The 23,058-nt window shown below is 60.3% G+C and carries 23 protein-coding genes; 16 read left to right on the top strand and 7 right to left on the bottom strand.

Features of this window, described 5'->3' with window-relative positions:
• Positions 1–5 precede the first annotated feature (5 nt).
• Both AB7M23_RS05600 and AB7M23_RS05595 read left to right on the top strand, forming a co-directional pair.
• Entirely contained in the window at positions 6–1,499 is a 1,494-nt protein-coding gene (locus tag AB7M23_RS05600) for an aldehyde dehydrogenase (protein WP_454240387.1), read from the top strand.
• 111 nt (positions 1,500–1,610) lie between these two features.
• Positions 1,611–2,753 (top strand): MFS transporter, encoded by a 1,143-nt coding sequence (locus AB7M23_RS05595; RefSeq protein WP_065759773.1) that lies wholly within the window; start codon positions 1,611–1,613, stop codon positions 2,751–2,753.
• Here AB7M23_RS05595 and AB7M23_RS05590 read toward each other — a convergent pair.
• A complete protein-coding gene (locus AB7M23_RS05590; RefSeq protein WP_454240386.1) occupies positions 2,750–4,306 on the bottom strand; it encodes a phospholipase D family protein in 1,557 nt (518 codons plus the stop codon). The two genes, AB7M23_RS05595 and AB7M23_RS05590, sit on opposite strands and share 4 nt — an antisense overlap.
• A gap of 63 nt (positions 4,307–4,369) precedes the next feature.
• Positions 4,370–5,794, bottom strand: coding sequence for an aminotransferase-like domain-containing protein (locus AB7M23_RS05585; RefSeq protein ID WP_065759771.1), 1,425 nt, complete (start codon positions 5,792–5,794; stop codon positions 4,370–4,372).
• Positions 5,795–5,971: 177 nt separating this feature from the next.
• On the opposite strand from AB7M23_RS05585, the gene AB7M23_RS05580 reads away from it, so the two are divergent.
• The gene (locus tag AB7M23_RS05580) at positions 5,972–6,202 is read left to right on the top strand and encodes a DUF1127 domain-containing protein (protein ID WP_065759770.1); all 231 of its coding nucleotides are present in this window, start codon (positions 5,972–5,974) and stop codon (positions 6,200–6,202) included.
• On the opposite strand, the gene AB7M23_RS05575 is transcribed toward AB7M23_RS05580, so the two are convergent.
• Entirely contained in the window at positions 6,199–7,512 is a 1,314-nt protein-coding gene (locus AB7M23_RS05575; protein ID WP_099776330.1) for an NAD(P)/FAD-dependent oxidoreductase, read from the bottom strand. The two genes, AB7M23_RS05580 and AB7M23_RS05575, sit on opposite strands and share 4 nt — an antisense overlap.
• A gap of 114 nt (positions 7,513–7,626) precedes the next feature.
• Here AB7M23_RS05575 and AB7M23_RS05570 point away from each other — a divergent pair, with 114 nt between their 5' ends.
• The gene (locus tag AB7M23_RS05570; RefSeq protein WP_065759768.1) at positions 7,627–7,980 is read left to right on the top strand and encodes a YkgJ family cysteine cluster protein; all 354 of its coding nucleotides are present in this window, start codon (positions 7,627–7,629) and stop codon (positions 7,978–7,980) included.
• Positions 7,981–7,983: 3 nt separating this feature from the next.
• Here AB7M23_RS05570 and dadR read toward each other — a convergent pair whose 3' ends face one another.
• Positions 7,984–8,472: a transcriptional regulator DadR gene (gene dadR / locus AB7M23_RS05565; RefSeq protein ID WP_042121505.1), complete on the bottom strand. Its 489-nt coding sequence runs from the start codon at positions 8,470–8,472 to the stop codon at positions 7,984–7,986.
• Between the two features lie 156 nt (positions 8,473–8,628).
• Here dadR and dadA point away from each other — a divergent pair, with 156 nt between their 5' ends.
• The 5 genes from dadA to AB7M23_RS05540 all read left to right on the top strand — a co-directional run bounded on the left by dadA (position 8,629) and on the right by AB7M23_RS05540 (position 12,638).
• Positions 8,629–9,930, top strand: a complete 1,302-nt coding sequence (gene dadA / locus AB7M23_RS05560) for a D-amino acid dehydrogenase (protein WP_065759767.1) — start codon at positions 8,629–8,631, stop codon at positions 9,928–9,930.
• On the top strand, positions 9,902–10,255 hold the full coding sequence (locus AB7M23_RS05555; RefSeq protein WP_065759766.1) for a RidA family protein: 354 nt from the start codon (positions 9,902–9,904) through the stop codon (positions 10,253–10,255). The genes dadA and AB7M23_RS05555 overlap by 29 nt, the downstream gene beginning before the upstream one ends.
• 90 nt (positions 10,256–10,345) lie before the next feature.
• Positions 10,346–11,419: an alanine racemase gene (gene alr, locus AB7M23_RS05550; RefSeq protein ID WP_454240385.1), complete on the top strand. Its 1,074-nt coding sequence runs from the start codon at positions 10,346–10,348 to the stop codon at positions 11,417–11,419.
• 107 nt (positions 11,420–11,526) lie between these two features.
• The gene (locus tag AB7M23_RS05545) at positions 11,527–12,075 is read left to right on the top strand and encodes a cupin domain-containing protein (RefSeq protein WP_065759764.1); all 549 of its coding nucleotides are present in this window, start codon (positions 11,527–11,529) and stop codon (positions 12,073–12,075) included.
• A gap of 140 nt (positions 12,076–12,215) precedes the next feature.
• Positions 12,216–12,638 carry a c-type cytochrome gene (locus tag AB7M23_RS05540; RefSeq protein ID WP_454240384.1) on the top strand — a complete coding sequence of 141 codons (423 nt, stop codon included), beginning with the start codon at positions 12,216–12,218 and terminating at the stop codon, positions 12,636–12,638.
• 80 nt (positions 12,639–12,718) lie between these two features.
• Here AB7M23_RS05540 and xpt read toward each other — a convergent pair whose 3' ends face one another.
• Together xpt and rep are read right to left on the bottom strand one after the other, a co-directional pair.
• The gene (gene xpt, locus AB7M23_RS05535; protein ID WP_065759762.1) at positions 12,719–13,288 is read right to left on the bottom strand and encodes a xanthine phosphoribosyltransferase; all 570 of its coding nucleotides are present in this window, start codon (positions 13,286–13,288) and stop codon (positions 12,719–12,721) included.
• Between the two features lie 63 nt (positions 13,289–13,351).
• Positions 13,352–15,361, bottom strand: coding sequence for a DNA helicase Rep (rep, locus tag AB7M23_RS05530; protein WP_065759761.1), 2,010 nt, complete (start codon positions 15,359–15,361; stop codon positions 13,352–13,354).
• A gap of 265 nt (positions 15,362–15,626) precedes the next feature.
• On the opposite strand from rep, the gene AB7M23_RS05525 reads away from it, so the two are divergent.
• Complete coding sequence (locus AB7M23_RS05525; protein WP_454240383.1) at positions 15,627–17,291, top strand: putative bifunctional diguanylate cyclase/phosphodiesterase; 1,665 nt, start codon at positions 15,627–15,629, stop codon at positions 17,289–17,291.
• A gap of 78 nt (positions 17,292–17,369) precedes the next feature.
• On the opposite strand, the gene AB7M23_RS05520 is transcribed toward AB7M23_RS05525, so the two are convergent.
• Positions 17,370–17,663 (bottom strand): DUF3077 domain-containing protein, encoded by a 294-nt coding sequence (locus AB7M23_RS05520; RefSeq protein ID WP_454240382.1) that lies wholly within the window; start codon positions 17,661–17,663, stop codon positions 17,370–17,372.
• Positions 17,664–18,530: 867 nt separating this feature from the next.
• On the opposite strand from AB7M23_RS05520, the gene AB7M23_RS05515 reads away from it, so the two are divergent.
• From AB7M23_RS05515 to AB7M23_RS05490, 6 genes are all read left to right on the top strand, one after another.
• Positions 18,531–19,070 carry a phage tail protein gene (locus AB7M23_RS05515; RefSeq protein WP_330522452.1) on the top strand — a complete coding sequence of 180 codons (540 nt, stop codon included), beginning with the start codon at positions 18,531–18,533 and terminating at the stop codon, positions 19,068–19,070.
• A gap of 34 nt (positions 19,071–19,104) precedes the next feature.
• Positions 19,105–19,662 (top strand): phage tail protein, encoded by a 558-nt coding sequence (locus tag AB7M23_RS05510; protein ID WP_454240381.1) that lies wholly within the window; start codon positions 19,105–19,107, stop codon positions 19,660–19,662.
• Positions 19,663–19,679: 17 nt separating this feature from the next.
• Positions 19,680–20,243: a phage tail protein gene (locus AB7M23_RS05505; protein WP_454240380.1), complete on the top strand. Its 564-nt coding sequence runs from the start codon at positions 19,680–19,682 to the stop codon at positions 20,241–20,243.
• A 5-nt stretch (positions 20,244–20,248) separates the two neighbouring features.
• Complete coding sequence (locus AB7M23_RS05500) at positions 20,249–20,749, top strand: GNAT family N-acetyltransferase (protein WP_454240379.1); 501 nt, start codon at positions 20,249–20,251, stop codon at positions 20,747–20,749.
• Positions 20,750–21,353: 604 nt separating this feature from the next.
• Positions 21,354–22,166 carry a hypothetical protein gene (locus tag AB7M23_RS05495; RefSeq protein ID WP_454240378.1) on the top strand — a complete coding sequence of 271 codons (813 nt, stop codon included), beginning with the start codon at positions 21,354–21,356 and terminating at the stop codon, positions 22,164–22,166.
• The gene (locus AB7M23_RS05490) at positions 22,163–23,017 is read left to right on the top strand and encodes a sulfotransferase domain-containing protein (protein WP_454240377.1); all 855 of its coding nucleotides are present in this window, start codon (positions 22,163–22,165) and stop codon (positions 23,015–23,017) included. Before AB7M23_RS05495 ends, AB7M23_RS05490 begins: the two co-directional genes overlap by 4 nt.
• The last annotated feature ends 41 nt before the right edge of the window (positions 23,018–23,058 follow it).

The following is a 23,058-nucleotide window of genomic DNA, read 5'->3' as shown; positions in this document are numbered from 1 at the left end:
TTCGTATGACCACCCTGACTCGTGCGGACTGGGAACAGCGTGCCCAGCAACTGAAGATCGAAGGCCGTGCTTTCATCAATGGTGAATACACCGCCGCCGCATCGAATGCGACGTTCGAGTGCATCAGCCCGGTCGACGGACGCCTTCTGGCGCACATCGCCAGCTGTGATGAAGCCGATGCCCAGCGCGCCGTCGAAAATGCCCGTGCCACCTTCAATTCCGGTGTCTGGTCGCGCATGGCCCCGGCCAAGCGCAAGGCAACCCTGATCCGCTTTGCCGGCCTGCTCAAGCAGAACGTCGAAGAGCTGGCCCTGTTGGAAACCCTGGACATGGGCAAGCCGATCAGCGACTCGCTGAGCATCGACGTGCCAGGCGCGGCCAATGCACTGAGCTGGAACGGTGAGGCCATCGACAAGGTTTACGACGAAGTGGCCGCTACGCCGGATGATCAGCTTGGTCTGGTCACCCGTGAGCCGGTGGGCGTGGTCGCGGCCATCGTACCGTGGAACTTCCCGCTGCTGATGTCGTGCTGGAAGCTCGGCCCAGCGCTGGCCACCGGTAACTCGGTGATCCTCAAGCCTTCGGAAAAGTCGCCACTGACCGCCATTCGCATCGCTCAACTGGCTATCGAAGCCGGTATCCCTGCGGGCGTGCTGAACGTGCTGCCAGGCTATGGCCACACCGTCGGCAAGGCCCTGGCCCTGCACATGGACGTGGACACCCTGGTGTTCACCGGTTCGACCAAGATCGCCAAGCAACTGATGATCTATGCCGGCGAATCGAACATGAAGCGCGTCTGGCTGGAAGCCGGTGGCAAGAGCCCGAACATCGTCTTCGCGGATGCCCCGGACCTGAACGCGGCCGCACAAGCCGCAGCCAGTGCGATTGCCTTCAACCAGGGCGAAGTTTGCACGGCAGGTTCCCGTCTGCTGGTTGAGCGTTCCATCAAGGATCGTTTCCTGCCGCTGGTGCTTGAGGCACTGAAGGCCTGGAAGCCGGGCAACCCGCTTGACCCGGCGACCACGGTCGGCGCGCTGGTCGACACCCAGCAAATGAACAACGTGTTGTCGTACATCGAAGCCGGTCATAGCGACGGCGCCAAACTGCTGGTCGGTGGCAAGCGTATCCTCGAAGAAACCGGCGGCACTTATGTCGAGCCGACGATTTTCGACGGCGTCAGCAATGCCATGAAGATCGCGCAGGAAGAGATCTTTGGCCCGGTGCTGTCGGTGATCACCTTCGACAGCGTTGAAGAGGCCATCAACATTGCCAACGACACCCCCTACGGGTTGGCGGCGGGCGTATGGACGGCAGATATCTCCAAGGCACACAAGACTGCCAAGGCGCTGCGTGCCGGTAGCGTCTGGGTCAACCAGTACGATGGCGGCGACATGACTGCGCCGTTCGGTGGCTTCAAGCAGTCGGGTAACGGCCGTGACAAGTCGCTGCATGCGCTGGACAAGTACACCGAACTCAAGGCGACCTGGATCAAGCTGTAAGCCTTGCGCGGCCGGGTGCCGCGCGTGTTCAGTGACACGGCCGGGCCTTGCATCGCAGCAAGCCCGGCTGTGTTGTTTGTGCCTGTTTAAAACAACAAAAAGGGGGCTGTAATGCGCTGGGGTACCTACTTTGCGGTACTGGCGGCAGTGCTCAGTGTTGGCTTGGCGCTAGGCGTGAGCATGCCACTGGTGTCGTTGCGGCTGGAGAGTTGGGGCTACGGTGGCTTTGCCATTGGTGTGATGGCGGCAATGCCGGCAATCGGTGTGCTGTTCGGGGCCAGCCTGGCCAGCCGCCTGGCGGCGTATTTCGGCACCCCTGGGTTGATGCGTCTGTGCCTGTGGGGCGGCGCGCTATCGATCGGGTTGTTGGCATTGTTGCCCAGTTACCCGGTGTGGCTGGTGCTGCGCCTGTTGATTGGCATGGTGCTGACCATCGTCTTCATCCTTGGCGAAAGCTGGATCAACCAGTTGGTGGTCGAGGCGTGGCGTGGGCGCCTGGTCGCGCTGTACGGCAGTAGCTATGCACTGAGCCAGTTGGCCGGGCCGTTGGTGCTGGGATTTTTGGGGCCGGAGGGTGACTTCGGTTTTTGGGCGGGTGCAGGCCTGTTATTGCTGGCCCCCCTGTTGTTGATCGGGCGCAGTGGTGCGCCGACAACCGAAGCCTGTTCGGTGACCTTGGGTGATCTGGTCTGGTTCTGTCGCAACCTTCCGGTCATTGCCTGGGCCATTTCCCTGTTTGCCGCGTTCGAGGCGATGATTTTGACCCTGTTGCCGGTGTACTGCCTGCAGCAGGGCTTTGGCACTGAAATGGCGCTGTTTATGGTCAGTACCGTCGTGATTGGCGATGCGCTGCTGCAATTGCCGATAGGCGCACTGGCCGACCGCATGTCGCGGCGCACATTGTTCTCGGGGTGCGCACTGGTGCTGTTGATTTCCAGCCTGATGATTCCGCTGCTGCTGCACACCTCGTTGATCTGGCCGCTGTGGGTGCTGTTCGGCGCCAGCGCCGGTGGCTTGTTCACCTTGTCGCTGATCCTGATTGGTGAGCGTTACCGTGACGATGCGCTGGTGCGCGCCAACGCCCACGTGGCTCAACTATGGGGTATTGGTTGCCTGATCGGGCCTTTGCTGGCTGGCGCTGGCAGCCAGTGGATCAGTGGGCATGCCTTGCCCTTGCTGATGGCCGTTGGCGCGTTTGGCCTGGTGTTGCTGGCCCGGCGACCGAATGCCTTTGAGGTGAAGCTGGCTTCTTAAAGCATGCGCTCCAGGCCGACGGCCTTGCTGATCCAGGCATTGAAACGACGCCATAGGCCGCCTGGCTCGGTTGTCAGGGTGTGCAGCTGGTTGTTGTCCTGCGTGACCCAGACCACGCGACCGTTTTCCAGCTTGGGCTGATAGCTCCGGGCGGGGGCCATGCCTTGAGCTGCCAGGTCGCGGGTGTACTCCGCCAGCTCGGGGCTGTCGACCAGCACGCCGACTTCGGTGTTCCACAACACTGAGCGTGGATCGAAGTTGAACGAGCCGATAAAGGTCTTCTTGCGGTCAATGACAATGGCTTTGCTGTGCAGGCTTGAGTCTGAACTGCCGTGCAGGCGGTACAGCGGATGGCGATGAGGCGCGCCAGGCTGGCGGCGCAGCTCAAACAGGTGCACGCCATGTTCAAGCAAGGCCTTGCGGTAGGGGGCGTAGCCGCCATGAACCGCCGGCACATCGGTCGCCTCCAGCGAGTTGGTCAGCAAATTGACCGAGACACCTGCGTCGGCCCGGCTGGTCAGGTACAGCAGGCCGGTGTCGCGCGGTACGAAGTAGGCCGAGATCAGGATCAGTTCGTGGGCCACGGCATTCAGGTCGGGCGCCAGTTGCGGGGTCATCAGCAACTGTGGGTCGGGTTCTTCTGCGGCCAGTACCTTGTTGGGCGCATCCCACAGTGCCTGGCTATGGGCCCAAATCAACTCGTTGCGCCAGATGTCCAGGCGCGGCTGTGTGCGATAGGCCATCAACCGGTCGTAGAGGGCCTTGCGCTGGGTGCTGGCCGCTTGCAAGGCGCTGTCCAGGCGCTGGCGGGTGCGGCGCAGGTCGTCGGCATCTGGTTGGCGCAGGAAAAAGTCGTTGATCGGCCGACTCAGGGCACTGTTCCAGTATTGGTCAAAACTATGCCCCAACTGCTCTGCCACCGGGCCGACCCCAAGCAGGTCGATATCAGTGAAGTTCAGGTTGGGTTCGGCGTCGAAGTACTCATCACCCAGGTTACGCCCGCCGACGATGGCCATGCTGTTGTCCACCAGCCATAGCTTGTTGTGCATGCGCCGGTGTTGCCGCGACAGGTTGAACAGCCGTCCCAGGGTTCGTGTCACACCGGTGCTGCGGCCCAGGTGCAGCGGGTTGAAGACGCGCAACTGGATGTTGGGGTGGGCCGTGAGGGTGTCGATCAGGTTGTCCAGGCTATCGCTGGTCGTGTCATCGAGTAGGATGCGCACCCGTACACCACGGTCGGCGGCTTGCAGCAGCTCGCTGACCAGTGCGCGGGTACTCAGGCCGTCGCGGACGATGTAGTACTGCAGGTCGATACTGCTCTGGGCATTGCGAATCAGCTCGGCACGGGCACGGAATGCTTCGCTGCTATTGGGCAGCAGGCGGAAGCCGGAGCGGCCACCGTAGGCTTGGGCCTGGCGCTGGACCGAGCGCCCGAACGCCGAGTCGCTGGCCGGCAGTGCCTGACTGACTTCACGGGGGCTGTCGACACTGGCGCAGCCTGCCAGGGCAAACACCAGCCATAGCAACAGAGGCACGAGCCGAGGGTGGTTCAAAGGGCGATTCCTTAACCGCTCAGGGAGATGAACAGGGCCCGCAAGGGCGGCGCAACGTTACCCTCAGCCTATATCCTCGGCCAGTAGACGAATGGCGGTTTCACCCACTTTGCGTACCGCCGCTTCGATCTCGGCGCTGGGGCGGGCCGCGAAATTCATGCGCAGGCAGTTTCGGTACTTGCCTGAGGCCGAAAAAATACAGCCCACGGCAATTTGTACGCCCTGCTCCAGTAAAGCCCGATTCAGCCGCAGCGTATCGAAACTTTCCGGTAATTCGACCCAGAGCATGAAGCCGCCCTGTGGTCGGCTGGCCCGGGTACCTGCCGGGAAGTAGCGTGTCACCCAGTCGATCATCAGGTCACGGCTGCGCTGGTACTGGCTGCGCATCCGGCGCAGGTGTGGCTGATAGTGGCCACCCTCGATGAAGTCGGCAATCGCCAATTGCGGTTGTGTGGCGGTGCAGCCGGTGCTGATGTACTTCATGTGCAGCACCCGCTCCAGATAACGCCCGGGCGCCACCCAGCCGATCCGCAGGCCTGGGGCGAGGGTTTTCGAGAACGAACTGCACAGCAGCACGCGGCCGTCGTCGTCGAAGGACTTGATGGTGCGTGGGCGCGGGTAGGTATAGGCCAGGTCGCCATACACGTCGTCTTCGAGAATCGCCACGTCGAAGCGTTGCGCCAGGGTCAACAAGGCCCGCTTGCGGGCTTCGGGCATGCTGTAGCCCAGCGGGTTGTTGCAGCTTGGCGTGAGCTGAATCAGCTTGATCGGCCATTGCTCCAGCGCCAGTTCCAGTGCTTCGAGGCTGATCCCGGTGAGCGGGTCGGTGGGGATTTCCAGGGCTTTCATGCCCAGGCCCTTGAGGGTCTGCATGGCGCCGTGAAAGCTGGGTGAGTCGACCGCGACAATGTCGCCCGGCTCGCAGACCGCGCGAATGCTGGCAGACAACGCCTCATGGCAACCCGTAGTGACCACCAGGTCGGCCGCACTGAGGTGGCAGCCGGAGTCGAGCATCAACCGGGCGATCTGCTCGCGCAGGGGCTGGGTGCCGTAGATGGTGTCGTAATACAGGCCGGGCATGTCCTGGCGTCGGCTGAGTTGGGCGAGGCTGCGCAGCAAGGGCTTGAGGGTCGGGCTGTCGACATCGGGCATGCCCCGGCCCAGTTGCACCACGTCCTTGCGCGGCACGCTGCGCATCAGTTCGACGACCTGATCCCACTGGGAGATATCCACCGGGCGTTGTGCGGGTCGGCTGATCGCGGGCAGGGCGGGGAGGGATCGGGTGCTGGGCACGAAATAGCCCGACTTGGGCCGCGGTGCCGCCAGGCCATGGTCTTCCAGCACCCGGTACGCCTGCTGGACCGTACTGAGGCTGACACCGTGCTCGACACTCAAGGCCCGTACAGAGGGCAGACGATCGCCTGGCCGGTAGAACCCTTGTTCGATACGTGCGCCGAGCAGCTCGGCGAGGTTGACGTAAAGCGTCATGGCTCTTTCCTTGGCGATTGTTCGCGATGGTTCCATACAGATTAGGCAAAAATACAGCATTCAGTAGCCGTTTTGCCAATTCTGTATGGGCGTAATAGGTGAACTTTGAATCTGTAATGCTTGTTACCTGACGCGCATCATGGCTCCACGCTCGGAACTACTCAGGAGGCAGGCGTGATGAACGGATTAAGCGATGTGCGGCTGAAGATCTACAGCGGTGAGTTGCAGGCGCAACAAACCCCTGACGTGTCTGGTGTGGCGTGTGGCATGGGTCGATGGGCGCTGATGGTGCACCGCTGGCACTCCCGCCGCGAACTGCTGACGCTGGACGCTGAGCAGTTGCGCGACGTTGGCCTGACCCGCGAGCAGGCCCTGCATGAGGGGTTGAAACCCTTCTGGCGTCCTTAGATCAGCTCTTTGAAGCGGTGCCAGAGCATGCCCAGGGCCAGCAGTGGCGAGCGCAGGTGTTTACCGCCGGGGAAGGTGATGTGTGGCACCTGGGCAAACAGGTCGAAGCGGCCGCTGTGCTGGCCGCTGATGGCTTCGGCAAGGAGCTTGCCGGCCAGGTGTGTGGCGTTGAGGCCATGGCCGGAATAGGCCTGCGCGTAGTACACGTTGGGTTGATCGTGCAGGCGCCCGATCTGCGGTAGGCGGTTGGCACCGATGCCGATCATGCCGCCCCACTGGTAGTCGATGCGCACGTTGGCCAGTTGCGGGAAGACCTTGAGCATCTTGGGCCGCATGTAGGCGGCGATGTCCTTGGGATCGCGCCCGGAGTAGTGACAGGCACCCCCGAACAGCAGGCGGCGATCGGCAGACAAGCGGTAGTAGTCCAGCGCAACACGCTGGTCGCAGACCGCCATGTTTTGCGGCAGCAACTGCCGGGCCATGGCCTCGCTCAACGGCTCGGTGGCGATGATGTAGCTGCCGGCCGGCAGCACCTTGCCGCTCAGTTCGGCGTTCAGGCCATTGAGGTAGGCATTGCAGCCCAGCACCAGGGTGCTGGCGCGGACCGAGCCTAGTCCGGTATGCACGCGAACCTGGCTACCGTAGTCGATGCGCGTTACGGTCGATTGCTCGAACAGGCGCACGCCCAGGCTTTCGGCAACGCGGGCTTCGCCCAGCGCCAGGTTCAGTGGGTGCAAGTGGCCCGAGCCCCTGTCGATCAGGCCGCCGACATAGCGGTCGGAGCCGACCACGCGATGCATCTCTTCAGGTTGCAGCAGGCGCAGTTCATGGCGGTAACCGAGCGCGCGCAGTTCCTCGGCATCGGCGGCGAAACCCTCCAGGTCGCTGGGTTTGTTGGCCAGGTCGCAGTAGCCCCAGGTCAGGTCGCAGTCGATGGCATGCTGCTCGATGCGCTGGCGGACGATATCCACAGCCTCCAGGCCCATCAGCTTGAGCTGGCGTACGCCGTCGCTGCCAATTATCGGGGCGAACTGGTCCAGGCCGTGGCCGACACCGCGAATCAATTGCCCGCCATTACGCCCACTGGCGCCCCAGCCGATCTTGTGCGCTTCCAGCAGGACAACACGCATGCCACGTTCAGCCAGTTCAATGGCGGTGTTGAGGCCTGAAAAGCCACCGCCGACCACGCAGACATCGCAGCTCATCTCGCCCTGCAGCGCTGGATAGTCCGGCTGTGCGGCACTGCTGGCAGCGTAGTAGGAGGCGGTATGCAGGGCGCTGGAAGCGGGCTGCTGAACGCGGACGTTCATGTGCGTTATCCTGATTGTTATGTTTGGAAAACTTGACGGAGCATAAGCCGCGCTTTCGCGCAGAGGCAACCGTCAGGCAAAATCGACGTTCACACCGATATTGCGCAGGCCGCCATGAGTTGCAACAGCCACAAGATCCGCTTCCTGCGTGAGCAGATCCCGTCGTTTGAGTGCGTGCCGGGTTGCCATGACTGCTGCGGGCCGGTCACTACGTCGACGGAAGAAATGGCCCGGCTTCCGCGCAAGACTGAAGCAGAGCAGGACGCTGCGCTGGCCGAACTCAACTGCGTACACCTGGGGCCGAACGGTTGCACGGTGTATGAAGAGCGGCCGTTGATCTGCCGCTTGTTCGGTACCACGCCACGCTTGCCGTGCCCGCGTGGCCGCGGCCCCGAGGAACCGATTGATCCCGGGGCCGAGCAACTGATCCACCACTACATCGCCACCACCCGTCAGGTGTTGGTCTGAGCCTCAGTCCGGAATCGGCAGGTTCAGGCTTTCCTTCACTTCTTCCATGACGATGTAGCTCTTCGACTCACGCACATGCGGCAGTTTCAGCAGGATGTCGCCCAGCAGCTTGCGGTAGGAGGCCATCTCCGAAATCCGCGCTTTCACCAGGTAGTCGAAATCACCGGAGACCAGGTGGCACTCCAATACGTGGGGCAGTTTGAGCACCGCACGTCGGAATTCCTCGAAGGTATCGCCAGACTTGTAGTCCAGGCTGATTTCAACGAACACCAGCAGGCTGCCCTTCAGGTGTTGCGGGTTCAGCCGGGCGTTGTAGCCCATGATGATCCCTTCACGTTCCAGGCGTCGAACCCGCTCGGTGCACGGCGTAGTCGACAGGCCGACCTTTTCGCCCAGCTCGGTGAAGGAAATGCGCCCGTCCGTTTGCAGGATGCGCAGGATATTGCGGTCGATCTTGTCCAGTTCACGTTTACTTTGATGCTGGGTTCTCATAGGGGATGCCCCTCCGTAAAAGCTGACTCTGCCGAGAATTCTCGCCAAATATAGGCTTTTATATAGTGAAAAGCACTGCCCATACCTTCCTATACTGCGCCCATCTACGCCATTAACAACAAATGTCTGCGGTGCGCCGCGTCGAGGGATACAAACATGCGAGTTCTGGTACTTGGTAGCGGTGTAATCGGAACCGCCAGTGCCTACTATCTGGCCCGGCAAGGTTTCGAAGTGGTCGTGGTCGATCGTCAGCCAGCGGTGGCCATGGAAACCAGTTTTGCCAACGCCGGGCAGGTCTCGCCAGGTTACGCCTCGCCGTGGGCTGCACCGGGTGTTCCTCTCAAGGCTATCAAATGGCTGCTGGAGCGCCATGCGCCGCTGGCGATCAAGGCCACGGCAGACATTGACCAGTACCTGTGGATGGCCCAGATGCTGCGCAACTGCACGGCCAGCCGCTATGCCGTGAACAAGGAGCGCATGGTCCGCCTGTCCGAGTACAGCCGCGACTGCCTCGACGAGCTGCGCGCCGAAACGGGCATTGCCTATGAAGGCCGCACCCTGGGCACCACCCAACTGTTCCGTACCCAGGCACAACTGGACAACGCCGCCAAGGACATCGCTGTGCTTGAGCAGTCCGGCGTGCCGTACGAGCTGCTCGACCGTGAGGGTATCGCCCGCGTTGAGCCGGCCCTGGCTGGCGTCACCAATATTCTCGCGGGCGCGCTGCGTCTGCCTAATGACCAGACCGGTGACTGCCAACTGTTCACCACCCGCCTGGCGGAAATGGCCGTCAACCTGGGTGTCGAGTTCCGTTTCGGGCAGAACATCGAGCGTCTGGACTATGCCGGTGACCGTGTGAACGGCGTGTGGATCGACGGCAAGCTGGAAACCGCCGACCGCTACGTACTGGCGCTGGGCAGCTACTCGCCGCAATTGCTCAAGCCGCTGGGCATCAAGGCCCCGGTCTACCCGCTCAAAGGCTATTCGTTGACCGTACCGATCACCGACCCGGCCATGGCTCCGACGTCGACCATTCTCGACGAAACCTACAAAGTCGCGATTACTCGTTTCGACAACCGTATCCGCGTTGGTGGTATGGCTGAAATCGCCGGTTTTGACCTGTCGCTCAACCCGCGTCGGCGTGAAACACTGGAGATGATCGTCAACGATCTTTATCCTCGCGGCGGTGATCTGAGCCAGGCCAGTTTCTGGACCGGCTTGCGTCCGACCACCCCGGACGGTACGCCGATCGTCGGTGCGACCCCGTTCCGTAACCTGTTCCTCAACACGGGCCACGGCACCCTCGGTTGGACCATGGCGTGCGGTTCCGGTCGCCTGCTTGCAGACCTGATGGCCCGCAAAAAGCCGCAAATCAGTGCTGAAGGCCTCGATATTTCTCGCTACGGCAACAACCAGGAGATTGCAAAGCATGGCAGTCCAGCGCCTGCTCACCAATGAGCGCATGAGCCAGATCGTTACCCACAACGGCACCGTCTACCTGGCGGGCCAGGTGGGTGACGACATGAACGCGGGTATCGAGCAACAAACCCGCGAGGCCTTGGCCAACATCGAGCGTCTGCTGGACCTGGCGGGCACCGACAAAACGCGTCTGCTGTCGGTGACCATCTACCTGAAAGACATCGATGCTCACTTCCAGGGCATGAATCAGGTATGGGACACGTGGCTGCCAAAAGGTGTTGCACCGGCCCGTGCCACGGTCGAAGCCAAGCTGTGCGAGCCAGAAATTCTCGTCGAGCTATCGGTAGTCGCCGCACTGCCGTAACCCATCCCTCACCCGGTGCCGTTGTGGCATTGCGCTACGTGCGAGCACCGGGTTTTTTACTTCTAACCAGACTGCCAGAAGGCTGCCGTCATGCGTCCTGCCCATGCCCTGATCGATCTTCAAGCGCTGCGTCACAACTATCAACTCGCCCGCGAACTCTCCGGGGCCAAGGCCCTGGCGGTGATCAAGGCCGATGCCTACGGCCATGGTGCGGTACGCTGTGCTCAGGCGCTGCAGGCTGACGCCGATGGTTTTGCCGTGGCTTGTATCGAAGAGGCGCTAGCGCTGCGTGCGGCCGGTATTCATGGCCCTGTCCTGCTGCTTGAAGGTTTCTTCGAGGCCAGCGAACTGGAGCTGATCGTCCAGCACGACCTCTGGTGCGTGGTGCATGCGCTGTGGCAACTGGAAGCCATCGAAAAGGCCAACCTGAGCAAGCCGATTACCGTCTGGCTCAAGCTCGACTCGGGTATGCACCGCGTCGGTTTGCACCCAAAGGATTATCAGTCGGCCTATCAGCGTCTGCAGGCAACCGGCAAGGTGGCGCGCATTGTCCTGATGAGCCACTTCGCCCGTGCCGACGAACTCGACTGCAGCGCCAGCAACGACCAGGTCGCGGTGTTCCAGGCGGCTCGCCAAGGTCTGAACGCCGAGATCAGCCTGCGCAACTCGCCGGCGGTGCTCGGCTGGCCACAGATCCCCAGCGACTGGGTGCGCCCAGGCATCATGCTCTATGGTTCGACGCCGTTCGAGGTGCAGCAAGCCCAGGCTCAGCGCCTGCAGCCGGTGATGACACTGGAATCGAAAGTCATCAGCGTACGTGAACTGCCGGCCGGTGAGCCGGTGGGCTATGGCGCCCGGTTCATCAGCCAGCGGCCAACCCGTGTCGGTGTGGTTGCTATGGGGTATGCCGACGGCTACCCGCGTCTTGCCCCGACCGGTACCCCGGTGATGGTGGCAGGCAAGCGCAGCCAACTGATTGGTCGTGTGTCAATGGACATGCTTTGCATTGATCTGACCGATGTACCTGAAGCCGGCCTCGGCAGCCCGGTCGAGCTGTGGGGCAAGAACGTACTGGCCAGCGACGTGGCGATTCAGGCCGGGACCATTCCCTACCAGATCTTCTGCAACCTGCGCCGCGTACCGCTGGTCTATTCTGGCGATTGAGGCAACTGGACGGACTGGCAGTGGGTCGAAGTGTTGTAAATACTGAACGCTGTGCGATGATAACGTTCAATTTCGACCCCATTTGTTCGTTTAGGAGGGCTTAAGCCTTGGACGTCGGTGAACGACTGCAGGCCATACGCAAGCTCAAGGGCCTGTCTCAGCGTGAACTCGCCAAACGCGCGGGTGTCACCAACAGCACGATCTCGATGATCGAGAAAAACAGCGTGAGCCCCTCAATCAGCTCGCTGCGCAAGGTGCTGGGGGGTATCCCCATGTCCATGGTCGAGTTCTTCTCTGAAGAACTGCAGCCGGAAAACCCCACTCAGATCGTGTACAAGGCCAACGAGCTCATCGACATTTCCGATGGTGCAGTGACCATGAAGCTGGTCGGCAAATCGCACCCGAGCCGGGCCATTGCCTTCCTCAATGAGGTCTATCCGCCTGGTGCAGATACCGGCGAAGAGATGCTCACGCACGATGGTGAAGAAACCGGCATCTTGCTGGAAGGTCGCCTCGAGCTGGTCGTGGGGCTGGAAACCTTCATCCTTGAAGCCGGCGACAGCTACTATTTTGAAAGCACCAAGCCGCACCGTTTCCGCAATCCATTCGATGAACCGGCGCGGCTGATCAGTGCGGCGACCCCTGCCAACTTCTGATAGGCCAGGCGCGGCTTATTGTCGCGTCTAATCCCCTTAGGTCTTTAGGGTTGTTTCAGTGCGGCAGGGTTCTCGTTATACTTGCGACCGCCTGCGAAACCGTGGCCGCGGGCGTGACTAGCCACCATGAGGGTGTACGTGTGAATCTAATCAAGAAAATGCTGGCCGTACCAGTTGCCGTATTGGCCCTTTGGGCAGTCAGCGCTCAAGCTGCGACCAATGACGACATTGCCAAGCGACTGGAGCCTGTTGGTCAGGTCTGCGTTCAAGGCCAGGAATGTAAAGGTATGGAAGTGGCTGCCTCTGCTGGCGGCGGCGGTTCCAAGACGCCTGACGAGATCATCGCCAAGCACTGCAATGCCTGTCATGGCAGCGGCCTGCTCGGCGCGCCGAAAATCGGTGACACTGCTGCCTGGAAAGAGCGTGCGAGCCAGCAGGGTGGCTTGGACGGTATCCTGGCCAAGGCCATCACCGGTATCAACGCGATGCCACCAAAAGGCACCTGTGCCGATTGCTCGGATGACGACCTGAAAGGCGCCATCAAGAAGATGTCTGGCCTTTAAGCCATACGCTTCCCCCGACAAAGCCCGCCGCGTGCGGGCTTTGTCGTTTCTGCGGGATGCTGTATTCCCTGCAGGCGGGCTTACAGGAAGGTAACGACGCCGCCTTCCAGCGATTTGACCCGTGCCAGCGACTCGACGCGGTAGCCTTGGCTGTCCAGTTCGGCACGGCCGCCCTGGAACGACTTCTCGATGACGATACCCAGGCCGGCCACGCTGGCACCGGCCTGCTTGACGATCGAGATCAGGGCCTGGGAGGCTTTGCCGTTGGCCAGGAAGTCGTCGATCACCAGCACGCGGTCGCTGCTGTTCAGGTGACGCGGGCTGATTGCCACGGTGTTTTCGGTCTGCTTGGTGAAGGAGTACACCGAGGCCGTCAGCAGGTTTTCAGTCAGGGTCAGTGACTGGTGCTTGCGGGCGAAGATCACCGGAACGCCGAGCTTCAGGCCGGTCATTACCGCCGGGGCAATGCCGGAGGCTTCGATGGTGACGATCTTGGTGACGCCCGAGTCGGCGAACAGACGGGCGAACTCGTCACCGATCAGTTGCATCAGCGCAGGGTCGATCTGATGGTTGAGAAACGCATCGACTTTCAGGACCTGATCGGAAAGCACAATGCCTTCTTCGCGAATCTTCTGGTGCAGTGCTTCCACGGCGGTAAATTCCTCGATGTAACAAAAAGGCCCCGGCAGCGTGCCAGGGCAAAGGTGGATTATCTAACGTTTGAGCATGGCGCGGATATCCGCCAATGCGTTATTGCCACGTGCCGCCTTGACCTCGGTCGGGGCATCGTCGAGGCCTTCCCAGACGAGGTCGTCGTCAGGCAGCTCGTCGAGGAAACGGCTTGGTGCGCAGTCGATGATTTCGCCGTACTGCTTGCGCTTGGCCGCAAAGGTGAACGCGAGGGTCTGGCGAGCCCGGGTGATACCGACATAGGCCAGGCGGCGTTCTTCTTCGATGGTGTCGGCTTCGATGCTGGAGCGGTGCGGCAGAATTTCTTCCTCCATGCCCATGATGAACACGTAGGGGAACTCCAGCCCTTTGGACGCATGCAGGGTCATCATCTGCACACCCTCGGCGCCTTCTTCCTCTTCCTGCTGGCGTTCGAGCATGTCGCGCAGCACCAGCTTGCCGATGGCTTCCTCGATGGTCATGCCACCGTCTTCGTCTTTCTCGAGGGTGTTCTTCAAGGCCTCGATCAGGAACCAGACGTTGCCCATGCGAAAGTCTGCCGCCTTGTCGCTGGAACTGTTCTGGCGAATCCAGTTCTCGTAGTCGATATCCATGACCATGCTGCGCAGGGCCGCGATCGGATCGTTCTGCGCGACCTGCTGGCGTACGCCGTCCATCCAGCGTTTGAAGCGCTGCAGGCGGTCAGTAAAACGGCTGTCCAGGTGTTCGCCAAGGCCCAGCTCTTCACTGGCGGCGTACATCGAGATCTTTCGCTCGGTGGCGTAGTTGCCAAGCTTTTCCAGCGTGGTCGAGCCGATTTCCCGGCGCGGCACGTTGATCACCCGCAGGTAGGCGTTGTCGTCGTCCGGGTTCACCAGCAGACGGAAGTAGGCCATCAGGTCCTTGACCTCCTGGCGGCCAAAGAAGCTGTTGCCGCCGGAAAGCCGGTACGGAATCTGGTGGTGCTGCAGCTTCAGCTCGATGAGCTTGGCCTGGTAGTTACCCCGGTACAGGATCGCGAAGTCACTGTAGGGGCGGTCGGTACGCAGGTGCAGGCTGAGGATTTCCATGGCCACCCGCTCGGCTTCGGCTTCCTCGTTACGGCAGCGGATCACACGGATCTCGTCGCCGTGGCCCATCTCGCTCCACAGTTGTTTCTCGAAGGCATGCGGGTTGTTCGAGATCAGCACGTTGGCGCAGCGCAGGATGCGGCTGGTGGAACGGTAGTTCTGTTCGAGCATGACCACCTTCAGCGAGGGGTAGTCGTCCTTGAGCAGCATCAGGTTTTCCGGGCGCGCGCCGCGCCAGGCGTAGATCGACTGGTCATCGTCGCCGACCACGGTGAACTGGTTGCGCGTGCCGATCAGCATCTTCACCAGCAGGTACTGGCTGGCGTTGGTGTCCTGATATTCGTCCACCAGCAGGTAGCGCACGCGGTTCTGCCATTTCTCCAGGATGTCGGCGTGTTCCTGGAACAGCTTCACCGGCAGCAGGATGAGGTCGTCGAAGTCCACCGCGTTGAACGCCTTGAGCGTACGCTGGTAATGCGCATAGACGATGGCGGCGGTCTGCTCCTTGGGGTTGCGCGCTTTTTCCAGGGCTTCTGGAGGCAGCACCAGGTCGTTCTTCCAGGCGCCGATCATGTTCTTGATCTCGTCGACGCCGTCGTCCCCGGAGTACTCCTTCTGCATGATGTCGGTCATCAAGGCCTTGACGTCAGCTTCGTCGAAGATCGAGAAACCCGGCTTGTAGCCCAGCCGCTGATGCTCCTTGCGGATAATGTTCAGGCCCAGGTTATGGAAGGTCGAGACGGTCAGGCCGCGCCCTTCGCCGCCGCGAAGCAGGGTACCGACCCGTTCCTTCATCTCGCGCGCGGCCTTGTTGGTAAAGGTCATGGCCACGATGTACTGGGCACGGATGCCGCAGTTCTGGATCAGGTGGGCGATCTTGCGGGTGATCACGCTGGTTTTGCCGGAACCGGCACCGGCGAGCACCAAAAGTGGGCCGCCGACGTAGCTCACGGCTTCTTGTTGCCGGGGGTTGAGTCGGGACATGGGGGAACCTGGGGTCGCCTGAAAATAGCCGGGCATTTTAGCAGGCGCGACGAGATTGTGCCGCGACCGTCTGACAGTGTGACGTAGCACGCGATCTAAATTTGCTGGTTTTGTTACTTTCCCGCAGGATGCGCTGCAACGTGTGTGGATGTCGGCAAAGGAATGGCATGTGTTTAAGTGAAAATCATTACTACTAATGATTTAGGATAGGGCATCCCTGCTACTCATCGTCATTTAGACTGCGTCAACGTGCTAAGGAGCCAGCTTGTCTACGCCTGTCGAACCTTTGCGTTTGCTCCTGCTGGCTGATGAGCCTAGCTGGGCCGCGGCGCTGCAACACTGCTTGCAGCCGCTGGCCGGTAGTGCCGTGCTGATCAATGCGCCGAACTGGGAGTCGGTCGACAGCTTGTTTGTCAGTGACCGCAATGCGCTGGTGCTGGCCACTCCTGCGCTGCAACCGGCGCCAGGTCGTTGCGACCTGCCCATGCTGCTGCTGTTGGAAGAAGAACCTGTGCAGCCCCCGCTGGGTGTCAGCGACTGGTTGGTGCGTGAAGCGCTGAGCACCGATACCCTGCGGCGTTGCCTGCGCCATGTGCGTGAGCGTGGCGTACTGGAGGCCACCTTGCAGCGCCTGGCCGAGCAGGACCCACTGACCGGCATCGCCAATCGTCAGGGTTTCCAGACCCTGCTCACCGCACGCCTGGCCGATAACGAGGGCCGCGGTGTCGCCCTTGGCCACCTTGACCTGGACAACTTTCGGCACGCCAACGACGCCTTGGGCCATCAGGCGGGCGATCGCCTGATCCTGCAAGTGGTCGGTCGGCTCAAAAGCCAGCTCGAAGCGGGTGATCAGGTGGCGCGTCTGGGCAGTGATGAATTTGCCCTGCTGATTGATACCCGCCGTGAGCCGCAACGTGCCGAATGGATGGCTGAACGTATCGTCGAAGCGTTGGCCGAGCCTTACTGGATCGACGGTGAAAGCCTCTTGCTAGGCTGCAGCCTGGGCGTCGCGCATGCCCGTGCCGAGGGCGGCGCAGACCCACTGATGTGGCATGCCCATATCGCCATGCAACAGGCCAAGGGCACCCAGGGGTGTACGTTCCATGTGTTCAACGAGCGTATCAATCGCCATGCGCGCAGCCTGGCCGACCTGGAAACCGAACTGCGCCGCGCCTTGCGCCGTGACGAACTGGAGTTGCACTACCAGCCTCGTTTTGACCTGAAGGGTGGCCAGATCGTCGGGCTTGAGGCGTTGGTACGGTGGCGGCATGCCGAGCGAGGCCTGCTGCCACCCAGCGAGTTCGTGCCGCTGGCCGAACAGAGCGGGCTGATCGTGCCGTTGGGGTACTGGGTGATCTCCCGTGCCCTGCGCGACATGCAGGCACTGCGTGAGCATGGGGTGGCCCCTCTGCATATGGCGGTTAACCTGTCTTTCCGCCAGTTCCAGGACAGCCAGTTGCTGGCCACCTTGAGCCGGTTGATCATCCAGCATGAGGTTGATGCGCGTTGGCTGGAGTTTGAGTTGACCGAGACGGCCGTGATGCGCCGTAGCGATCTGGTCAAACAGACCATGGATGCGCTGGGCCGGCTTGGCGTGCGTTTCTCCCTGGATGACTTTGGTACCGGGTTCTCGTCGTTCGTGCACCTCAACAGCCTGCCGATTACCTTGCTCAAGGTGGACCGCAGCTTTGTCGGTGGCATGGAGCAGCGCGAAGAAAACCGCCAATTGGTTCACGCCATGATCAACCTGGCGCACAACCTGAAGCTGGAAGTGGTGGCCGAAGGGGTTGAGACTGAAGAACAGATGGCGTTGCTGCGCAGCTTCGACTGCGACCAGGCGCAGGGCTACCTGATCAGTCGTCCGCTCCCGATCGACGAATTGCTGGCCTACCTGACGCAAGGCGCTGCTCCCCTGAAAGCGACTGTGTAGGCGCTGGCCTCAAGGGAGCAGGCTTGCCTGCGAGGGTGTTGGTTAAGCGCCTGCAGCGCGGTGTGCCGGGGTCTCGCTCTAGCGCGCTTCAATACCATCAAGCAGCGCGTCCACCAACCCTTTGGCCATTTCAACCGAGTGCAGTGTCGAGCGCAGCAGGTTCCTGTTGGGTGTCTTCGTTTCGGTCAACAGCGTGTCGGCAGTATCGTAGGCGCAGCCCAGGTAGAGTGAAACGTGTACCAGAGCATCATGGGCAGCGATGCCGGGGCATACGGAGAAAAGCGGGGCGTGGCCAGCGGCGCAGCTGCCGAAAATCGTTTGGGCGGTAACGTAGGTGTGATCGAGGGGCGGATCGGGGACGATCTTTTTCATGACGAGTTCTCCTGTGAGGATGAAGCTGCGTCCACTCGTTACCACACGAGAGGGTGGCAGCTGTACGCGGGGTGGTAAACCGGGGCACAGGAACATCCGGCAGGCCGTGAGGCCTCCCGCGCACAGCCGCCATAAATGGCCGAAGACTGATGACGTTGTACCCGGGTTACCACACCCGATCGCTGTACATTCAGCGACGAAGCCAGCCTAGAGGGCCTGGTTTCCGGGGACAAGTCATCACGCATAGACAGACTGCGTAGGGTATTTCCTAGGACGCAAGATCAGCCAGCCATTTTGCCTATTCGAATCAAAATCTAACATTTGAGTCATTAAAAGACGGTGAGCCAACATACTTGGCGCGTACCTCTCGATACCCTTTCTGTTGGGGCCTTGAGGTATTTGCATTGGGTTGGATATCTGCTAGATATATAACCGTCGTTGATATCGTTTTGACTTTACGCTCGTGTGGCATGGGCAATCCAGCCATGGAGTAGAGGCGAAACCGTCGAAAAGGCTGGAGTTCTCCCGACGGGTTTAAAACAGGATGAACGTTTCAATTGGAGGCACGGATGTCGCCGTTGACTGCGCAACACTTTTCGGGAATTGCGACAGGTCACTTCACTGACAAAGCAAACCCATTTCTCCATTCACCCAATCTTCTGAAGTGTCGACACCGTCTCGATACCGTGTTCCGGAGGGTGGCGTCTTTTGCCCAGGCCCATCCCAATAATCGCCAGCGTTTTTATGATTAAAAAGTGCACGTGAGCACAGGGTGCGTTATTGCCTTGGGCTGCGATGTGCATTGCGTGCGTCGAGGTTAATCGGTTGAGTCTTAACTACATGCTTTTCTAAGGAAAGGAGCGGGGGATGTCAGATTATTTTTTGGGTGAAATTCGCTGGTTTCCGACGAGTTGGGCGCCCAGCGGGTGGCTTGCATGTGATGGAAGAGACATGCCAATCGCTCAGAACCAGGCCTTGTATGCCTTGCTTGGGACAAGGTACGGAGGGAATGGGGTAACAACGTTCAAGCTACCGGACTTGCGCGGCCGTGCGGCCCTGCACTGTGACGCGGGCAAACCTGATTATTCCCTTGCAGTCAAGGCGGGTACGGAAACCGTCACGCTGACTGCTGCACAAATGCCTGCACATACACATGCCTTCAATGCATCAACGGCAGCGGGAACGGTTCCGCAGCCGAAGAACAATTTTCTGGCGCATGCCGCTGCAGCGGGTGGCGTGACTGACCCACATCTCTACGGGACGCCTGGCACACCTGCTGCCATGATCCCGCTGAACGGTGAAAGTGTATCGGTGTCAGGCAGTAGTGCAGCGCATACAAACATGCAGCCGTTCCTGGTGCTCAATCCTTGTATTGCCGTCTCGGGCATATTCCCGCCACGCAGCTGACGCTAGTTGACCCCAGCATTGAGGAATCAAAGACATGGTTGATTGTTATGTAGGTGAAGTGCGTTTGTTTGCCGGTTCGAAAGTACCCGACAACTGGCATGCGTGTGACGGCTCTCAGCTGTCGATCAGCGGCAACGAAGTGTTGTATTCCGTGATTGGCACGACCTATGGCGGAGATGGGGTGAGGACATTCCTGCTTCCTGATTTACGCGGTCGTGTGCCTATCGGGCAGGGGCAGGGGCAGGGGCAGGGGCAGGGAGTAGACCTGACGGCTAGGGTCGTCGGTACTGCCAGTGGTACCGAGAAAGTGGCCCTGATCTCGTCACAGATGCCAGCGCACTCGCACGTAATCATGACTGCGGGTGCAAACGCTAGTGCTGCAATGCCATTGCCAGGAATGACCTTGGCCAATACGGATTTATCTATAGCCCAATACCTCAAGAACACCGCAGCTTCTGCACAGAATCCAACGACGCTGTCAGATTCCACCGTCGCAGAGGTGGGATTAGGTCAGGCGCACAACAACGTCATGCCTAGCGCGGTTTTGACGTACATCATTGCCCTGGTCGGTATCTACCCAACACATTCTTGATATCAGGAAAGCTCAACATGGATGCTTTTATCGGTGAAATCAGGTCGTTTCCTTATGGATACGTCCCTGAAGGCTGGCTGGCCTGTGACGGTACCGTTGTGTCGATACAGGCATACGTCGCATTGTTCTCGCTCATTGGCAACAAGTGGGGGGGGGACGGCAAGCAGACGTTCGCGCTGCCTGACCTGAGGCAGCGCGTGGTCATGGGCAGTGGTGCAGGCCCAAACCTGACCCCCCGTGCCTGGGCCGACACGACCGGGGCGGCAGCGGTAGCATTGACCGAGGCTCAGCTACCCCCCCATAACCACTCCGTGACGGTTAAGTACCCCGTGCTCGCAAGCGCGGCAACCGATATGCAGGCTACACCGGACGCCGGTTCATCATGGCTGGCCAGAGCGACGGTCTTGAGTAGTACGCCGCCAGCTGTAATGCCGGCCTATGCCTCAGGGGCTCCGAATATTCAGCTTTCCGTCACGACGTTATCCCCTCAGGGCACAGGAGCTCCCCATGAAAACCGACAACCCTATCTAGCGCTTGATTTCTGCATTTGCTGGAACGGTACTTACCCTAGTTTCAGTTGAGGTGTATGCGCGTGTTGCCCACGGAATATCTGCCATCGGGCTTGGCATTGCGCGGCGAGAACCCTGACGACAGGCCGTTCCTTGAACGGCTTTTCGTCTCGAACCGAGCTGCGGACCCGGGTTTTGCGGCCTGGCCGGAACAGATGCGGCATACGTTCCTGGCCAGCCAGTTTGATTTGCAGCGCCGTCATTATGCCAACGCCTATGCCGGTGGCGATTTCTATATTGTCGAACACAATGCAGGCGCCGTTGGCAGGCTTTGCCTGTTCGGGACGGATCACGATGTACGGGTGGTTGATGTATCCCTGACCCCGGAGAGCTGCGGCATCGGGCTTGGCTCGGCGCTGCTGCGTGCGGTGCAGCGTCAGGCCGGCATGCAGGGCAAGACCGTCAGCCTCAACGTGGAGATGAGCAACCCTGCTCTGCGGCTGTACCGGCGTCTGGGCTTCGAGCAGACCGGCCAGTCAGGTCCCTATTGGCATATGATCTGGCACCCATCGACATGAGTACTTTGACGGGCATGTCTTGTATAGCAAAAAGCAATTATGTAGGCTTTAAATCGTTTTTTTGCTGCGGATTGGCTGCAGTAAAACCTGCCAAAGGATACTGGTCGTGACCTCCCACAATACTGTTGATTCAAAGGGCTCCCAGCCCGAGAGCCAGAAAAAAGAGTGGTTTACCCCTGAGGTGCGCGATCAAAGCATTAACAGTCTTACTGAGGGGCCCAAGTTCTTTTTTACGACCGAGACCGGCGCAACAGTTGGGCCTCTTTCCTGATCTGCTTCTCGTGCAGCCGTTCGGCAAGTGACATCACTTGGCTTTTGTACGTTAGCACTTTGCCTTTGAAGTGTTTCAACGGCTGACAGGCATCTACAATGTTCATCGCGGCTTTTAGAGCTCACTGGCGGCATGCTTGTTCTTGCCGGTTCCTGAGTGATCAAAGCCTTGTCTGTCGTCGATCCGGGCCAAGCCATTTTGAATGAGTTCATTGCTAATACACGTAGGTTCGCCTTGGTCGATTATCTTGTTTGTGGGCTGTCTGTTCGTTCCGAGTTGCTGCTGCCCGGCATCGTGAGAGCCGAGGCTCCGGTAAGCGGGCCGGATGTGCTGGTGCGACGGGCAACCGTTCCTTTGCCTTATACGCCAGAGCAGGAGCACGGCCTGAATTGGCGTGTCGACGGTGCCGATGTGCTGTTCCGGGTGCCGGGGATCGTTCGATTTCTGATTGCCGATGGACGACAGGTTGAGTTCGAGCTCGAAGCCTCTGGCCGCGACGACGATGTTGTGCCGTTTTTTCTCAGTACCGTGGTCGGAGTGCTGCTGCATCAACGCCAGCGCCTGGTGTTGCATGCGTCCGCCGTTTCTTTTAAGGGTCAGGCTATCGCGATTTGCGGGCCGAGTGGGGTAGGCAAATCCACCTTGGCGGCGGCGTTGTGTGAGGCGGGCTGCCGTTTTGTCAGTGATGATGTTTCGGTCATTCACACGGCCACTGCGGGCAGGCCCTTGTTGATTCCGGACGGGCGTCAGCATCGGCTATGGGCCGATAGCGTTGCACGCCTTTCCCTGAACGACCGTCAGGGCGCAGCTGTACGGGCCAGCCTGCAGAAATTTCACGTGGATCCGGCCGGCGAAGGCCAGCCGGTGCCTGTTCCCTTGCAGGCCATCGTAGTACTGCGCGAGGCACGGGGACCGCACCGTCCTGGGCTTGTGCAGCTCTCGTCTGCTGACGCAGTCGCGTTACTTCGCAATGACGTGTTCCGTGGTTTGTTCGCGTCGCGCCTGGGGCGTGATGCGCAGTTGTTTGTCCAGATAGCCGCGCTGCTGGGGCAGGTTCAGGTATTTCGGCTTGATCGGCATGCCGATTTTGCCCGGCTTGGCGATGATGTGCGTCTGGTGCTGGACCGTCTGGAAAGCGTCAAATGACAGCATGCGACCACGGCGTGGTGTGGCTGGCCTCCTTTCCCAAGTCAGGCAATACCTGGTTACGGCTGTTGCTGTCCAATCTGTTGTATGCCGATGAGCAGCCGGTCGATATCAACCACATCACCTTGCCGGGCAACTCGCCCATTAGCCGCCATGCCATTGAAGCGCTGACACTTATCGATACCAGCCTGTTGACTCACAGCGAAGTGGACCGGCTACGCCCGCAGTGGTCCCGATTGGCAACAGCGGATGCGATGGAACGCTCTTACATCAAAACGCACGATCTTTGGCGCCTCAACGCTGCCGGTGAGCCCATACTTGGCCGACCTACCCGCAGTGTTGCGTTGTATGTCGTTCGCGATCCGCGAGACGTCGCCGTGTCGCTGGCCCATCATTTTGGCTGTTCGCTTGACAAGGCTATTGGCTACCTGAATGACGGCTCCGGTGACGTGGGCTGTGTTCCGCGCCGGTATGTCGCTCGATTCGACAGCGTCTTGTACAGTTGGAGCCAGCATGTGAGCAGTTGGCTTGAGCAGCGCGAGGTTCCTGTGCACCTGCTGCGTTATGAGGACCTGCTGGCCAATGGGGCGCAAGTATTTGCCGAGGCTGCTGCGTTTCTGGGCCTCGACGTGTCAGCCCAAGCCATAGAGCGTGCCGTGCACTTTGCTTCGTTCGATCAATTGCAGCGTCAGGAGCAGAAGCATGGCTTTCTGGAAAAGCTCGGTCGAGCCAGCGCGCCGTTCTTCCGCTCGGGGCGGGCGGGGGCGTGGTCCGAGGTGTTGTCCCCGGCACAGCAAGAGCGCATTGTGTGCGCCCATCGTCCGCTCATGGAGCGTCTGGGTTACCTATGAGCCGCGCGCGGTAATGGTTTTTATCGGATGACCCATACAGT

Source organism: Pseudomonas sp. HLS-6 TE3448 (genome assembly GCF_053629555.1).
The sequence above is the reverse complement of the archived record's forward strand: the minus strand, read 5'-3'. Positions and strand labels throughout refer to the sequence as shown.

Excerpts from the sequence above, each read along its gene's own strand:
- AB7M23_RS05575 (WP_099776330.1), bottom strand. The coding sequence starts at position 7,512 with ATGAACGTCCGCGTTCAGCAGCCCGCTTCCAGCGCCCTGCATACCGCC.
- AB7M23_RS05520 (WP_454240382.1), bottom strand. The coding sequence starts at position 17,663 with ATGAAAAAGATCGTCCCCGATCCGCCCCTCGATCACACCTACGTTACC.
- rep (WP_065759761.1), bottom strand. The coding sequence starts at position 15,361 with ATGTCCCGACTCAACCCCCGGCAACAAGAAGCCGTGAGCTACGTCGGC.
- AB7M23_RS05600 (WP_454240387.1), top strand. The coding sequence starts at position 6 with ATGACCACCCTGACTCGTGCGGACTGGGAACAGCGTGCCCAGCAACTG.
- AB7M23_RS05555 (WP_065759766.1), top strand. The coding sequence starts at position 9,902 with ATGGCAGTCCAGCGCCTGCTCACCAATGAGCGCATGAGCCAGATCGTT.
- AB7M23_RS05515 (WP_330522452.1), top strand. The coding sequence starts at position 18,531 with ATGTCAGATTATTTTTTGGGTGAAATTCGCTGGTTTCCGACGAGTTGG.
- alr (WP_454240385.1), top strand. The coding sequence starts at position 10,346 with ATGCGTCCTGCCCATGCCCTGATCGATCTTCAAGCGCTGCGTCACAAC.
- AB7M23_RS05510 (WP_454240381.1), top strand. The coding sequence starts at position 19,105 with ATGGTTGATTGTTATGTAGGTGAAGTGCGTTTGTTTGCCGGTTCGAAA.
- AB7M23_RS05505 (WP_454240380.1), top strand. The coding sequence starts at position 19,680 with ATGGATGCTTTTATCGGTGAAATCAGGTCGTTTCCTTATGGATACGTC.
- AB7M23_RS05585 (WP_065759771.1), bottom strand. The coding sequence starts at position 5,794 with ATGACGCTTTACGTCAACCTCGCCGAGCTGCTCGGCGCACGTATCGAA.
- AB7M23_RS05490 (WP_454240377.1), top strand. The coding sequence starts at position 22,163 with ATGACAGCATGCGACCACGGCGTGGTGTGGCTGGCCTCCTTTCCCAAG.
- AB7M23_RS05595 (WP_065759773.1), top strand. The coding sequence starts at position 1,611 with ATGCGCTGGGGTACCTACTTTGCGGTACTGGCGGCAGTGCTCAGTGTT.
- AB7M23_RS05500 (WP_454240379.1), top strand. The coding sequence starts at position 20,249 with ATGCGCGTGTTGCCCACGGAATATCTGCCATCGGGCTTGGCATTGCGC.
- dadR (WP_042121505.1), bottom strand. The coding sequence starts at position 8,472 with ATGAGAACCCAGCATCAAAGTAAACGTGAACTGGACAAGATCGACCGC.
- AB7M23_RS05570 (WP_065759768.1), top strand. The coding sequence starts at position 7,627 with ATGAGTTGCAACAGCCACAAGATCCGCTTCCTGCGTGAGCAGATCCCG.
- dadA (WP_065759767.1), top strand. The coding sequence starts at position 8,629 with ATGCGAGTTCTGGTACTTGGTAGCGGTGTAATCGGAACCGCCAGTGCC.
- AB7M23_RS05580 (WP_065759770.1), top strand. The coding sequence starts at position 5,972 with ATGAACGGATTAAGCGATGTGCGGCTGAAGATCTACAGCGGTGAGTTG.